At 35.6% G+C, this 14,284-nt stretch carries 10 protein-coding genes and 1 pseudogene; 8 read left to right on the plus strand and 3 right to left on the minus strand.

Annotated features, from left to right (window positions below; all coding sequences use genetic code 11):
* Positions 1-257 precede the first annotated feature (257 nt).
* From allC to C9J31_RS24275, 8 genes and pseudogenes are all read left to right on the plus strand, one after another.
* Positions 258-1,487 carry an allantoate deiminase gene (gene allC / locus C9J31_RS11915; RefSeq protein WP_107950497.1) on the plus strand — a complete coding sequence of 410 codons (1,230 nt, stop codon included), beginning with the start codon at positions 258-260 and terminating at the stop codon, positions 1,485-1,487.
* 26 nt (positions 1,488-1,513) lie between these two features.
* Positions 1,514-2,317, plus strand: a complete 804-nt coding sequence (gene allE / locus C9J31_RS11920) for a (S)-ureidoglycine aminohydrolase (protein ID WP_107926222.1) — start codon at positions 1,514-1,516, stop codon at positions 2,315-2,317.
* Positions 2,318-2,683: 366 nt separating this feature from the next.
* A complete protein-coding gene (gene allD / locus C9J31_RS11925; protein ID WP_054768416.1) occupies positions 2,684-3,733 on the plus strand; it encodes an ureidoglycolate dehydrogenase in 1,050 nt (349 codons plus the stop codon).
* A gap of 17 nt (positions 3,734-3,750) precedes the next feature.
* Complete coding sequence (locus C9J31_RS11930) at positions 3,751-5,505, plus strand: acyl-CoA synthetase FdrA (RefSeq protein ID WP_107950496.1); 1,755 nt, start codon at positions 3,751-3,753, stop codon at positions 5,503-5,505.
* On the plus strand, positions 5,505-6,770 hold the full coding sequence (locus tag C9J31_RS11935; protein ID WP_107950495.1) for a YlbE family protein: 1,266 nt from the start codon (positions 5,505-5,507) through the stop codon (positions 6,768-6,770). Before C9J31_RS11930 ends, C9J31_RS11935 begins: the two co-directional genes overlap by 1 nt.
* Entirely contained in the window at positions 6,767-7,537 is a 771-nt protein-coding gene (locus tag C9J31_RS11940; RefSeq protein WP_107950494.1) for an oxamate carbamoyltransferase subunit AllH family protein, read from the plus strand. The genes C9J31_RS11935 and C9J31_RS11940 overlap by 4 nt, the downstream gene beginning before the upstream one ends.
* A gap of 5 nt (positions 7,538-7,542) precedes the next feature.
* Entirely contained in the window at positions 7,543-8,475 is a 933-nt protein-coding gene (gene arcC / locus C9J31_RS11945; protein ID WP_107950493.1) for a carbamate kinase, read from the plus strand.
* A 490-nt stretch (positions 8,476-8,965) separates the two neighbouring features.
* A pseudogene (locus C9J31_RS24275) lies at positions 8,966-9,274 on the plus strand (tyrosine-type recombinase/integrase); the annotation flags it as partial.
* A 15-nt stretch (positions 9,275-9,289) separates the two neighbouring features.
* Here the strand turns inward: C9J31_RS24275 and bluB are convergent.
* The 3 genes from bluB to C9J31_RS11965 form a co-directional block, all read right to left on the minus strand.
* Positions 9,290-9,931 carry a 5,6-dimethylbenzimidazole synthase gene (gene bluB, locus C9J31_RS11955; RefSeq protein ID WP_036130192.1) on the minus strand — a complete coding sequence of 214 codons (642 nt, stop codon included), beginning with the start codon at positions 9,929-9,931 and terminating at the stop codon, positions 9,290-9,292.
* Positions 9,932-11,725: 1,794 nt separating this feature from the next.
* Positions 11,726-13,582 (minus strand): alpha/beta fold hydrolase, encoded by a 1,857-nt coding sequence (locus C9J31_RS11960; RefSeq protein WP_107950492.1) that lies wholly within the window; start codon positions 13,580-13,582, stop codon positions 11,726-11,728.
* Between the two features lie 57 nt (positions 13,583-13,639).
* Complete coding sequence (locus C9J31_RS11965; RefSeq protein ID WP_153062532.1) at positions 13,640-14,206, minus strand: TetR/AcrR family transcriptional regulator; 567 nt, start codon at positions 14,204-14,206, stop codon at positions 13,640-13,642.
* Positions 14,207-14,284: the final 78 nt, after the last annotated feature.

Below are 14,284 nucleotides of genomic sequence, written 5' to 3' on the forward strand. Positions count from 1 at the left end.
GCTATTTAATACTGTTTGGAGTCGTCTGAAAAAGTTGGAACTTGCTCCATACGTATGACTTCTTAGTAGCCTATACGTAATCGACAGCTAACTGCTTTTTTGGACTTGCCTCTTAATTTTAACTACCGCATCCTAAACAAAAACTATATTTGTTGATAGTGCATAAAAAGACCTTTCATAATTGTTCATTATGTTAATGAACGATTGTGAGCAAAAACCTATAATAAAAATGAATTAGAGGAAGGAGTGAAAGAGTAATGGATATTCAATTAACTTTTGATGCTTTAGATAAGAAATTCACTAGTTTTGGTGGCTTAGAACAAGGTGGAATTACACGTCTGTTATATTCTCAAGAATGGAATGATGCAATTCGTGAGTTGGAAAAAACATTCAAAGAAGAAGGCTTAGAAGCAAGCTTTGACGACATCGGAAACTTATCTGGACGTCTTGTTGGAAGTACATATCCAGAAGAAACAATTTTGACGGGATCACATATCGACACAGTTGTTGAAGGTGGTCATCTAGATGGGCAATTCGGTATCTTATCTGCACTTGTGGCTGTGAAATATTTAAAAGAAAAATATGGTCAACCACTACGATCGTTAGAAGTATTATCACTTGCAGAAGAAGAAGGTAGTAGATTCCCTTACGTATTTTGGGGTAGTAAAAACTTCTTTAACTTAGCTAAAAAATCAGATGTCGACACAATTGAAGATGCTGAGGGTATCAAATTCGAAGATGCAATGCGCCAATCAGGCTTTGATTACCGAAAAACAGAGGTCGTTCGTAAGGATATCAAAGCTTTTGTTGAAGTGCATATTGAACAAGGTAAAGTGTTAGAGTCAGAAAACAAAACGATCGGTGTTGTAAATGGGATTGTTGGCCAGAAACGCTATACTATCAATTTAAAAGGCGAAGCAAACCATGCTGGTACAACACCGATGTCATTACGTCGAGATACAGTTGTTGCTTATAGTGCAATTGTTACAGATTTAACAAAACGTGCTAGAGAAATTGGAGAACCACTTGTGTTAACGTTCGGTCATGTCGTACCTGTGCCAAACACAGTGAATGTGGTTCCCGGAGAAATTACTTTTTCAATAGATTGTCGTCATATTGATCAACAATTATTACATGATTTTGCGACAGAAATAGAAGACAAAATTAAGTTAGTCGCTGAAGCAAATGACATGACTTATGATATTCATTTATGGATGGATGAGGCACCAACATTGATGGATAAAGAAATTGTTCAAATAATTGAACAAGCAGCAAAGAATAATGTTGGTGATCGTTATAAAGTGATGCCATCAGGTGCTGGTCATGACTCACAAATCTTTGCGGAGTATGTTCCAACAGCAATGATATTTGTACCCTCTATTGGCGGAATTAGCCACAATATTAATGAAGAGACGAAGATAGAAGACCTTGTTAAGGGGATTGCAGTATTGAGCGATGTACTTTATGAACTCGCATATAAAGAATAAAAAAATGTAAAAGGAGCCAGATACTCATGGGTTACTTAAATCAAGTTCAAGGATACAGAGAAGGTTTATTAGAAACACGTTCTGTGATTAAAAAAGACAATTACGCGTTAATTACACCAGATGGCCTAGTTAATAATGTTGTACCTGGCTTCAAAGATTGTGACGTCACAATCTTAGGGTCTCCACGTTTAGGTGCAAGATTCGTAGATTACTTAGTAACAGTTAAAAACCAAGGCGGAAACAAAACTGGTTTCGCTGGTGATGGTATTCAATCATTTGTATACGTTGTGTATGGCAAAATCAATGCTTATGCGGATGGTGAAAAATACGAATTAACGGAAGGTGGATACTTATATGTACCTTCACACTTACAGTTGACTTTTGAAAATCATAATAACGGCGAAGATAGCCGCTTATTCTTATATAAAAAACGTTATCAACCGCTTAAAGGACACCCCCTTAAAGGGCATACACCAGAAGTCGTGACAGGTAATGTGAACAACATCGTACAAGAGCCATATGAAGGTATGAAAGAAGTATTAATTCAAGACTTATTACCAAAAGAAATCGGTTATGACATGAACATTCATATTCTTGCATTCAAACCTGGTGCTTCACATGGTTACATTGAAACACACGTTCAAGAGCACGGCGCTTACGTTTTAAGTGGGCGAGGTATGTACAACCTAGACAACGAATGGATACCAGTTGATAAAGGTGATTATATCTTTATGGGCGCTTATGTACCGCAGGCAACCTATGCAATTGGTTTAGATGAACCATTCGCATACATTTATTCTAAAGATGCAAACAGAGATATTGATTTATAAAAAGTGTGCATATTTATCTCCGACAGTTATTGAAAGATAAATTAGTGAAAGCAGATTTACCCTGAACAACAAGCGGAGAAATGAACTGACTTCCTCATCTATGTGAATGAACGTAGTGTTCATTCACATAGCGCAGTCAGAATGCAGTATATGACGGTTGATATTTTAACTTGTTATTAAACTTAAAATACTTTGGTGGCAAGGAGTAACTCCTAGATAAAATGTCCCGAATGGCACAAGGATTACTTGAAGTATTTGACAAAGTGTGAAATTCAAGTAATGAGAAAAAAGGCATCTCGGCTACAAAGAAATTCTAGATGATTTAGAATCCGACAAAATATATTAATCATGTAAGGGGTTAACAAGATGCGTGTATCTAAAGAAGAACTATTTAATTTAATGAAACAAAAGTTTATAAAAGCTGGATTAAACGAAGAAGCGGCACATGATGTTTCAGATGTATTAACATACGCCGATCATAGAGGCATTCACTCCCATGGGGCCGTACGTGTTGAATATTATTCTGAGCGAATCGCAAAAGGCGGTATTACAGCAAATCCAAACTATACATTTGAACAAACAGGGCCATGCTCAGCTGTCTTTGATGGGGATAATGGCCCAGGTCACCAAATAGCAAAACAAGCGATGGAAAAAGCCATTGAAATGGCAAAGAAATCAGGTGTTGCCGTTATTGGTATGAAGAACATCTCGCATAGTGGTGCATTAGGTTACTTTGTTGAAATGGCAGCAGAACAAGATATGGTTGCTTTAAGTATGTGTCAATCAGATCCTATGGCCGTGCCATTTGGCGGAACTGAACCATATTTTGGGACAAACCCAATTGCTTATAGTGCACCGTCTGCTGATGACCGTATCATTACATTTGATATGGCGACTACTGTTCAAGCATGGGGCAAAATCTTAGATGCAAGAAGTAAAAATGCATCGATTCCAGATACATGGGCTGTTGATGCTACTGGTGCACCTACGACGAATGCCAGAGATGTTCATGCACTTCTGCCAATTGCAGGTCCAAAAGGATACGGCTTGATGATGATGGTAGATATTTTATCAGGTAGTCTTCTAGGAGTCCCACATGGTATACATGTGTCTTCTATGTATCAAGACTTAACTAAAGGACGCGATTTAGGTCAACTTCATATCGTCATTAACCCTGCCTATTTCACAGATTTGAATGCTTTCAAGCTACAAATTACAACAATGCTCAATGAATTAAAAACACAGCCAGCGGCAGAGGGCTATGGAGAAATTTATTATCCAGGTGAACGCGGTATATTAAGAAGTAAGGAATATGATAAGGAAGGTATTGAAATCGTAGACGACATTTACAACTATCTTGTGTCAGACGACGTTCATTACGATCGTTATCATGGAAAAAATAGATTTGCAGAATAATAAAATGGAGGAACATTATGTTATACACAATTATAAAAGAAAACACTTATAAGGACTCTATCGTGTTAATGCTTTTATCAAATAAGTTATCTGCAATTGATGGCGTGAACAAAGTATCAATCATGATGGGAACTCCGGCCAATAAAGATATTTTCAAATCTTCTGGCTTAGGCACGGATGAATTAGAAAAAGCAAAACCAAATGATATCGTTATCGTTGTGGATACAGATCAGGAAGAAAAAGTAGCAGAAGTGAAAGAAGAAGTAGAGGTAGCATTAAAAGGTGAATCAGATTCACAAGACACGTCTAAAGGTCAAGAAGCACACAACTGGAAACGTGCAATGGAGCTTGCTAATAATCCGAACTTAGCGTTAATTTCAATTCCTGGTCAATATGCTGCCATGGAAGCGGAAAACGCATTGAACGAAGGTTTACATGTGTTTATGTTCAGTGACAATGTTTCGAAAGAAGACGAAGTGAAACTGAAACAAAAAGCGCATGAAAAAGGGTTATTAGTGATGGGTCCAGACTGTGGTACTGCACTTATTCACGGCGTACCCCTTGCTTTTACAAATAACGTAAACGAAGGCGATATCGGTATTGTTGGGGCATCAGGTACAGGGATTCAAGAAGTAACAACAATTATTGACCGTTATGGTAAAGGTGTTACAAACGCTCTTGGTACAGGGGGACGTGATTTATCGACGGAAGTTGGTGCGATTACGATGTTAGATAGCATCAAAGCGTTAAACCAAGATCCGAAAGTAAAAGTCATTACAGTGATCTCTAAACCACCTGCAGAGGAAGTACAGCGCAAAGTATTAAACGTACTAAGAAATATTGATAAACCAGTTGTAACACTATTTTTAGGTGACAAACCTTCATACCAAGAAGAGAACATCTATCATGCTTATACACTTGAAGAAGCAGCGGTTGTAGCTGTCCAATTATCAAATGGTGACAAACCAAATTTTGAACCGACAACAGCTGATGTAAACGTTGTTTTAAAAGAATCACAAGTTGGTATTAAAGGTTATTATTCAGGCGGTACATTAGCATCTGAAGCGGCTATGCTAGTGAGAGATGCTTTCAAAGATACAATGACTGAAGAGAAAAGCGATAGCTATGTTTTAAAAACAGACATTCATGAAATCATTGATTTAGGTGATGATGTTTATACAAAAGGTAAACCACATCCGATGATTGATCCTGAAAAACGTATCGAAATGCTTGAAAAATCTATGAACGACCCTGAAACTGCAGTCATTATGATTGATAACGTGATCGGTAACGGCGGTCATGAAGATATGGCCAGTGAACTAGCACCAACAATCAGACGTATTTTGGATAGTGCACGTCAAGATGGTCGTCAACTGGCAGTACTTGCAACGGTTGTAGGTACAGCACAAGACATCCAAGGTTATGATAAACAAATTGAGATTTTAAAAGAGAGTGGCGCAATTATTTGTAAGACAAACGATCAAATGGTTCGCACTGCTATACAACTTGTAGGCGGAAAAGTGGAACAACCAATCGTTGATGTACAAAAATTTGATTATACAGAAGAAAATTTGGCAGTCGATGAGAAAATTATGTCCTTCATTAATATGAAACCAAGTGTAATCAATATTGGGCTAAAAAGCTTTACGGAAGCTATTCAAAACAGTGGCTCTGAGTGTGTTCAATTTAACTGGCGTCCAATTGCTGGTGGCGATGAGAAGTTAATGAAAGTACTTCAATTCTTAAACTATTATGAAGGAGGTACAATCTAATGGGATACAAAACAATAAATGAAGCGAACGAAGCTGTTATCCAAAAGATCATAGCAGCAGCACCATTCTTAACGGATGTTGTACCTGCTAAATCTGTGATTCCTGAATTAGAAGAGTACGTGTTATTACATGCTGGACCTCCAATTAAATATGAAAACATGACAGATCCTATGCAAGGTTCCTGTGTTGGCGCAATCCTTTTTGAAGGATGGGCAGAAGACGAAAAGAGTGCACGTGAATTACTTGAAAACGATAAGATCAAATTCATTCCATGTCACCATGTAAATGCAGTTGGACCAATGGGTGGCATCACGTCACCTAACATGCCAGTCCTTGTCGTTATTAACAAAGAGAGTGGTAACGAAGCGTACTGTCAAATGAACGAAGGGATTGGCGCAGTATTACGCTTCGGCGCTTATAATGAGCAAGTCATCAATCGTTTACACTGGATGAAAGATGTATTAGGTCCAGTATTAAGTAAAGCCTTAAAAACATTTGATGGAGGCTTAAACGTCAATGTATTGATTGCTAAAGCTATTGCAATGGGTGATGAGTTCCATCAGCGTAATATTGCAGCTTCACTAGCATTTTTAAAAGAACTATCTCCAGTAATTGCTTCATTAGATGACGTTGAAAAAGATCAACGTACAGAAGTAATCCAATTCTTAGCTGACACAGACCAATTTTTCTTAAATATTGCTATGGCAACTGGTAAAGCGATGATGGATGCAGCACGTACAATCGAACACGGTACAGTTGTTACCGCAATGTGCCGAAACGGTGAAAACTTTGGTATCCGTATTGCGGGTATGGGAGACGAATGGTTTACTGGTCCTGTTAATACCCCGCAAGGATTATATTTCACTGGTTACTCAGCAGAAGATGCAAACACAGATATCGGTGATTCAGCGATTACAGAAACAATCGGTGTCGGAGGTATGGCGATGATTGCAGCACCTGCAGTAACACGCTTTGTTGGTTCGGGTGGATTTAATGATGCGCTTGAAACAAGTAATCAAATGACTGAAATCTGTATCAGCGAAAACCCTAATTTTGTCATCCCAACTTGGGACTTTAAAGGCGCATGTTTAGGTATCGATGCACGGAAAGTTGTTGAAACAGGGATCACACCAGTTATCAACACTGGTATTGCCCATAAAATTGCGGGGTACGGACAAATTGGTGCCGGTACAGTACATCCGCCAATCGAATGTTTTGAGAAAGCTATCACAGCATATGCTGAAAAGCTAGGCTTTAAGGGATGATTTTACAAGCAAGTGCGGTTGGTTCAATCGCACTTCAATTATTAAATGAAGGAAAAACCTTTACCGTGCACAGTATGTTTGAAAAAGGTTTGAATATTGTTGATCGAAATGGTGAATTAATATTTGTTGGTACCGATGAAAATGGGACATTTCCATTCGGGATCTTGCTTGATCCTCAAACGAGACAAACAGTAAAGACCAATATTAAGGTAGGCGATACATTAATATTTCGCAATAATCGTCTTTTTCATAACCGTTTTGAAATGGTATTTAACGTAAACATACTACCGTTATATATGGATTTTGAACATGCAAATATAAATAAATTAAAAGAAAATTTTCAATACATTTCATTTACATCCTATGAAACATCAGATTTTGAACGAGCACGTGTATTGTCTTTGATAAGTAAATTACACGATCCAGCCCAAAATCTTGATGAGGTATTTCGTTACTTTATTGGACGTGGACAAGGTTTAACACCAACAGGTGATGATATACTGGTCGGCATATTATACGGTCATTTTCTAAATAATTTTATCGAATTTAAACATCTCGAAACACTAAGAGCTCTAATTAAAGAACCTTTAACAACTATCGTTAGTCAGCGCTTTTTAACTTGTGCTATAGACGGTGTATTTAGTTCGAAGATTACAGCATTGCAGCACGACCCATCTCTAGAAAGTATGGAAAATCTTATAGAAGTAGGCTCTTCATCTGGAATGGATACGCTATATGGCATTTACTTGTCTTTAACTAAGGAGTGAAAGAAATGGGGAAAAGGGTAGTTATTGCATTAGGAGGTAATGCAATTTTACAGCCACAACAAGAAGCAACATATGATAATCAATTCAAAAACGTAATATCTGCAACACGCCATATGGTAGAAATTAAAGAAGCGGGTCATAAAATCGTGATTACCCACGGCAATGGTCCGCAAGTGGGTAATATTATTGCTCAAAACGAAGCTGCTAAAAATGTAGTCGAACCACTACCAATCCATGTTTGTAACGCTGAATCACAGGGTTTCATTGGTTATATGATGGAAACAGCTTTAAAAAACCATATTAAAGAACGAGGCATTACTTCAAATGTGGTTACATTGTTAACAATGGTTGAAGTGGACAAGGACGATAAAGCATTTAAAAATCCGACTAAACCAATCGGCATATTTTTCTCGGAAGAAGAAGCGCAGCGTTTAGAAAGACAAGGCTTTACTATGGCAGAAGATGCAGGTCGGGGATATAGACGCGTTGTGCCTTCACCAGAACCAAAAGTGATTCATGGTATTGATGAAATTCAACGTTTAATGGATGAAACGATTGTTATTTCATCTGGTGGTGGCGGTATACCTGTATATCGTGAAGACAGTGGTCAAATACATGGTATTGAAGCAGTCATCGATAAAGATCGTTCGGGATTAAAGCTTGCACAACAAGTGAATGCGGAAGTTTTCATGATGTTAACAGATGTACCAAATGTCTATATTAATTTCGGTAAAGAAAATGAGCAAAAGCTAAGCCACATTACTGTAGCAGAAGCTGAACAGTATGTTGCAGAAGGACAATTCCCGGCTGGTAGTATGTTACCAAAAATGCAAGCAGCTATCGAATTTGCAAAGCTAGGTAAAGAGGCAATTATTTGTTCATTGGATCAAGCGGTAGCTGCTTTAGACGGAAAAGCTGGTACACGTATAACAAAATAAGTTAATAAGAATTTGTTTAAGATTATAATAAAAAGTAGTTTGCAACGTCATGAAGTGAGTAATCGCGGTCTCTAGACGTTGCAAACTTCATGCGTTTTTTAGCGAGTTTATAGGTTATTATCTTAAGTGTGTTTTTGGTTAGGATTCTAAAGCAATTTTAAAAACTAAAGGAAAGCACACGGATCAATCATTTAATTTTAGGTTTCATCTCAATATTAATAGTATACTTTTCAATGATACATAACTTCCTATAATTTATATTATGTAAACTGAAATTATTTGGCGTGGAGGAGGGCTTGGATTTGTCACTACCCATAATATCTGTACTTTTCGACTTGTAATTCTGAAGTTCCTTATAATTTTCATGTGAACGATAACTCTCCTTTTTTACGATAATGGGATGATTTTGTACAGATAATAATTATTGTTTAATACGATATCTGGAGGTTTTATACTTGCACCTACATGCAGCTATTGAAAAAATTACTCGGAAAATACGGTTACGAGTTATGAATACGATTTACAGATCTTCTTAACCTTTTTAACGGACCATGGCTGTTCAACCTGTTTAAATGAGATCACCAAGACCCAAGTACGTCGCTTTATCCAATATTTATTAGGATCATTAAAACAAAAAACTCGTTCGGTCAACCGAAAAATTTCTTCCTTAAAATCGTTCACCAAATATTGTTTAATAGAACGATACCTTGCTAATGATTTTACGCACGGGATTGAATCGCCAAAGACCGATGAAAGAGTTGCTTATACAATTCAACATTATTCAATTAACGCACCTTGATAGATTAATAAGTCTTTAGTTTTGTCCCCATTTATTTTCGAAAATAAGATGTTCTAAAGAACGTCTTTTTTCCCAATTAGCTAACTCTAAAATGGGCTTTTCTGGGTAATTTTCAGTATAACCGATTGATATAAGAGCAATGGGATCGATGTGTGGTGGTATTTCTAAAATGTCTCTAATATCATTCTTTTTATAAAAACTTACCCACCCCATCGCAAGTCCTTCAGCACAAGCTGCTAACCACATATTTTGAATAGCACAGGCTGTTGATAATATATCTGTTTCAGGAATTGAATTTCGTCCTAATACATGGGAACCTCCTCTTGTAGGGTCACATGTAACACAAATAGTTATAGGAGCTTCTTTTAAACCCTCAATTTTTAAATCAAGGAATTTCATTTTTTTCCCCCCATCATAATGAACAGCTAATGCTCGGCTTTCTTTTTCTGCTGCCCAAGCCAATTTTTCTTTAATTTCGTCAGTGGAAATCAAAATAAAGTTCCAAGGTTGCATAAATCCTACTGAAGGTGCATGATGAGCTGCATTTAATATTCTATGAATAATGTTTTCAGGGATAGGAGTTGATAAAAAACTTCGAATATCTCTCCTATTATAAATAACTTTATAAATAGACTCTCTTTCTTCATTAGAAAACATAAATTTCTCCCCTTTTCTTTACAAAAATGTTTATTTTTAACATTAACTAATTTTTCATTATTCTGCCACGTGAGTTGAAGTAAAAATGCATCAAAAAGCGTGGTTTGGATATGTTTATCCTTATCGTTGTATCCGCATAAATCTGACTCCACCTCTTCTTACTTCGGATTAACATTCGTCAAATCGATTACCACATTTCCGTTCAGTTTCATATATAGATAATGGTACCATTAATAATAGACCGGTTTAAAGACACCTTTTGCAGATTTCACAATTGCCTTTGGCTTCTGAATCGATAGTCCTTCTAATAGCCAACGAAGCTCTTTTTGAGAGAGAGTTCATACTTCAGCGTGTTATCAATGAACAAAGGATATAATTCATTAAATATCTCTAATGGGATAGGAATATTGATTGGGATGAATTATTTATTTTACGGATTTAGCTTAATTCAGATGTAACGAAGTTTATTCGTGGAAAATGTAATAGTTTTTCAATTACATCTAACGCCGAATCTAAATCTTCATCAAAATGAGCTTTTTATACTAGAAATTCAGATTCCATCTATAACACCTCTTCTTTCCTTACATATCGTTAGGGCATTCTGAATAGTAATTAGTTGCATAAAATTAAAATATTTTTATTATTTTATTTTAATCTAGGTCTGGCTACAAAGCCACAATCTATCGCTATTTGAAACAAGAGCATACACATCACCTAATAAGGTTGTGCTTGCTCTTGTTTATTCATATTTGCCTTAACGTTGTAAATCCACATTTTTCTAAAGGGACTCTGTTTAAATCTAAATGCTTCACCAATATTTTAAAACAGATTTATCAATTGTTCTATATATTATGTAACTCAATTAAGAAGAGTCGAACATACAAATTTGCACGTCCGACTCTTCAGATATTCCCGTTATATGAATATTGGACAAATCTACATTAAACGATAATTAGCATTTTTAAAACGAATAATCCCCTTTTGAACGATAAATTATAGGAAACTTCCGATAACTAGAAAGTTGTGACCAAGGTATTTATTATGTAAACTAAAATTATTTGGGGAGGGCTTGGATTCGTCAACTACCCATAATATCTGTCGACAAGAATCTACATACATTTTGGACAAGAATGTCCAGACAACCCGCATTTTCAAAAAAATAAAAAGGACAAGAATGTCCAGACTTTAGTGTTTTAATTAAGTTGATTCAATAAATTATTCACTTACTCATCTCTTTATGATGAATAAAATATGCATATACCTTATATTCATATTAAAGAAGTAAACCTACTCATTATGGTATATTCTGAGTAGGTTTAAATATTAAGAAGCAAAATTAAATAACTATTGATTTAATCTCTTTTTTAAAAGTTTCATAATTAGATACTTTTAATTCGAACAAATTAGTATTGTTCCAATCGCTTATATCAGATAATTTTACCCTTTTTAATTCTTGTAAAGGTTGTATTTTACTACTTATTTCCTGTGTTATTTTGCTAATCATATATAAATAATCAGCACTAAGGATTTAATGGCTCGACTACATGCAACATAAAATAATCTGTTTGTTTTATGAAAGATTATTACGTTCTTTCATGGGAGTTTAAGTATATTTCTTCACAAGGTGATTACATGCCATGCGTAAAGAGCAATACTTTGTTCCAATTCGTATTTTACTACCTCAGGATACTGATATTATCCAGTGTTCATGTAGACAATCTTTTTTTTCAACAGTACGACTTTATTTCAAAGACACAACGATCTTACTACCCACTTTTTATTTATCCCACACTCTCATCTGCTAGTACTACTATTTTTTATTACCAAATTAGCCGTTTCACTCGGATGGTTAAGAGGAAAATGATGACCATATGGAACAAAATCAACCTTACCAAGATGCGAAGGAGCAGAATAGCCTCTGTCATAATCCCCCCAAATAATGTGAAGATTATACTTTGTTACTTCATTGAAATCACTTTGATCGTTTTTCAATAGTAAACTGTTAAGCTGAACCGTAGTATTTAAAATTCTAGGAGAAGTAAAACTGTTACTTATTTTTTTAATATAATGTTCAGGGATGCTCTCCGTACTTTCAAACAAACCATTCCTTAATACATAACGCTCTATCAAATTAGTAGTTGCCAATTTCAATGTCCATTTGTTCATAAATTGAGGAACATTAAGTACTTTAGCATTTCTTTTAGCAACAGGTGGCTGAAGTAAAGTAATTGTATACTTCTTATCTATGTACTTTTGTACTAATGCTTCCAAAAGAATATACGCACCAAATGAATGGCCAATTAGATGGGCACCATTAGTAGCTTCCTCCAATAACTTTTTCACTGCATTCAAATAGATATTTAAAAGGTTTTTCTCTCGTTTAAAAGGAGAACGTCCCAAACCTGGAAGGTCCATGATCCATACAGGTCGACCCGTTTTTTCATGAAGCTCTTTTCCTAAAGGAAATAAATCCTCTCCATCACTTAATAAACCATGTAATAAAATAAACGGTTTACCCTCTCCTTGTGATTGGTAAATGGTCGTATTATTACATAATGTTCGTTTAAATAAATGACTGTGCTGGCCATTTTGATACATCATGCGATAATCCAGATCAGCTATTACGGCTGGGAGAAATTTCATTACATTTGTCTCCTTAAACCAATCTTCTCCCATAATCTTTTTCGCTGAACCATTTGAAAATGTTCGATTTGTAATAAAGTTCAGCCCATCAGCAGGAATTTGGGTTATTTTGCTTACGCCACTATTCATAAGTGCTTTCATAAATGGCAATGGGGCAGAGATTTTAGGTGCAGTCATATTCATACTTTCTGACATAGCATCTAATAATTCTGAAATATTCTGATCATGTTGTTTATCTTCAACAAGTGTATATGTTTGTATAGTTGGTTGCTCCAATCTGAAAACCTGCACAATAAACTTTGCTAGTTCATCGTTTGCAATAAGTGGTAATCTATATTCCTTACCTCCAGGAATCACTGGCATGAGCCCTTTTCGCATACTCATCACAAGCAAGCCTAAGCCTCCTGTTTGCTCCGTACTTCCTGTTTTACTACTACCAACTACAGTTGGTGGATTAATTACTGAAAGCGGATAACCTACTGTTGATGCCTGCTGACGGATATAAAGATCTGCTAAAAACTTTGTTCTCTCATATGGATTTTTTATTTTCAAAAAATTGTTTCCTTCTTTAAACACATCTATCGTAATCTTGCTATTTTTATCATCAAAGGGACTCATATAGCCTACAACATGAATAAATTGTTGCAATCCCTTCAATTGATGAATATTTTTAGCGAATTCACTTATATGTTGGGCACCATTCAAAAATACGGAAGCTGCTTCTTTGCTTGTCGCTTGAATATCCATGGGGCCACCTGCGTGAATAATCACATCCGTTTTCAATACCCACTCCTTATCTTCAGCACTTAGACCTAAGTCTATTTTCGTCAAATCACCTTCAATAAAGTGTATAACTGCCTCTTTTAAGATGCCTCTTTCTTGATAAATGCGTGTTGCTTTACTTTTCGATCTCACTAATAGAAGAATTGTAACATGCTCTTTGGCTAATTCCTTCACTAATTGCTTTCCAATAAAACCTGTTCCACCAGTTAAAAATACTGTTCTCATATAAATCCTCCCTTTAGTACTATTCAGTACTAATTTGATGTAAAAAAAATGCTTCTTTTATCGAAGCAAGTTAAAAAAATGATCTGCTGTTTTCATGATTACAGTTGCATCCTTCAGTGTTTCTGAAATAAATAGCGCTCCTTCAAGATTTGTAATAAAAAGAGATGCAACCTCGTCAATATTAATGGTCTTTCTAAATTCACCATTCTCTATCCCTTGTTTAAGTAATAGAGAAACTTTCGTTTGTAATCCTACAAAAAAAAGACCTATTTTTTCTTTTACTTTTGTGGCATTTGTAGGGCTTTGAATATAAAGCGTAATAAATGGACAGCTCCCCTTATATTCTCTCGTTTGAACTCCTTGTGATAATTGCTTTAAAAACAGTTGGATACGATCTTCAACTAATAATTGGTTTTGAGATAGTAAGCCATCAATTGCAGATTGATACATTTCAATCCAATAATCAACGACCCCTTCCAACAATTCTTCCTTATTAGAGAAGTGATAATACACATTAGACTTTGAAACTTTGCTTACACGCACTAATTCATCCATGCTTGTATAAGCAAACCCTTTTTCTAAAAATAATGTTGCAGCTACTTCAATCACACGTTTTTGATTCATTAATTTTCCCCTTGTCATAATTAGTACTGTACAGTACTATAATAGGTATTGCAAGTATTTTTGTTAGTTTAATAAAAA

Source organism: Lysinibacillus parviboronicapiens, assembly GCF_003049605.2.
GTDB classification, from domain to species: domain Bacteria; phylum Bacillota; class Bacilli; order Bacillales_A; family Planococcaceae; genus Lysinibacillus; species Lysinibacillus parviboronicapiens.

Excerpts from the sequence above, each read along its gene's own strand:
- allC (WP_107950497.1), top strand. The coding sequence starts at position 258 with ATGGATATTCAATTAACTTTTGATGCTTTAGATAAGAAATTCACTAGT.
- C9J31_RS11935 (WP_107950495.1), top strand. The coding sequence starts at position 5,505 with ATGGGATACAAAACAATAAATGAAGCGAACGAAGCTGTTATCCAAAAG.
- C9J31_RS11930 (WP_107950496.1), top strand. The coding sequence starts at position 3,751 with ATGTTATACACAATTATAAAAGAAAACACTTATAAGGACTCTATCGTG.
- arcC (WP_107950493.1), top strand. The coding sequence starts at position 7,543 with ATGGGGAAAAGGGTAGTTATTGCATTAGGAGGTAATGCAATTTTACAG.
- C9J31_RS11965 (WP_153062532.1), bottom strand. The coding sequence starts at position 14,206 with ATGAATCAAAAACGTGTGATTGAAGTAGCTGCAACATTATTTTTAGAA.
- bluB (WP_036130192.1), bottom strand. The coding sequence starts at position 9,931 with ATGTTTTCTAATGAAGAAAGAGAGTCTATTTATAAAGTTATTTATAAT.
- C9J31_RS11940 (WP_107950494.1), top strand. The coding sequence starts at position 6,767 with ATGATTTTACAAGCAAGTGCGGTTGGTTCAATCGCACTTCAATTATTA.
- allE (WP_107926222.1), top strand. The coding sequence starts at position 1,514 with ATGGGTTACTTAAATCAAGTTCAAGGATACAGAGAAGGTTTATTAGAA.
- C9J31_RS11960 (WP_107950492.1), bottom strand. The coding sequence starts at position 13,582 with ATGAGAACAGTATTTTTAACTGGTGGAACAGGTTTTATTGGAAAGCAA.
- allD (WP_054768416.1), top strand. The coding sequence starts at position 2,684 with ATGCGTGTATCTAAAGAAGAACTATTTAATTTAATGAAACAAAAGTTT.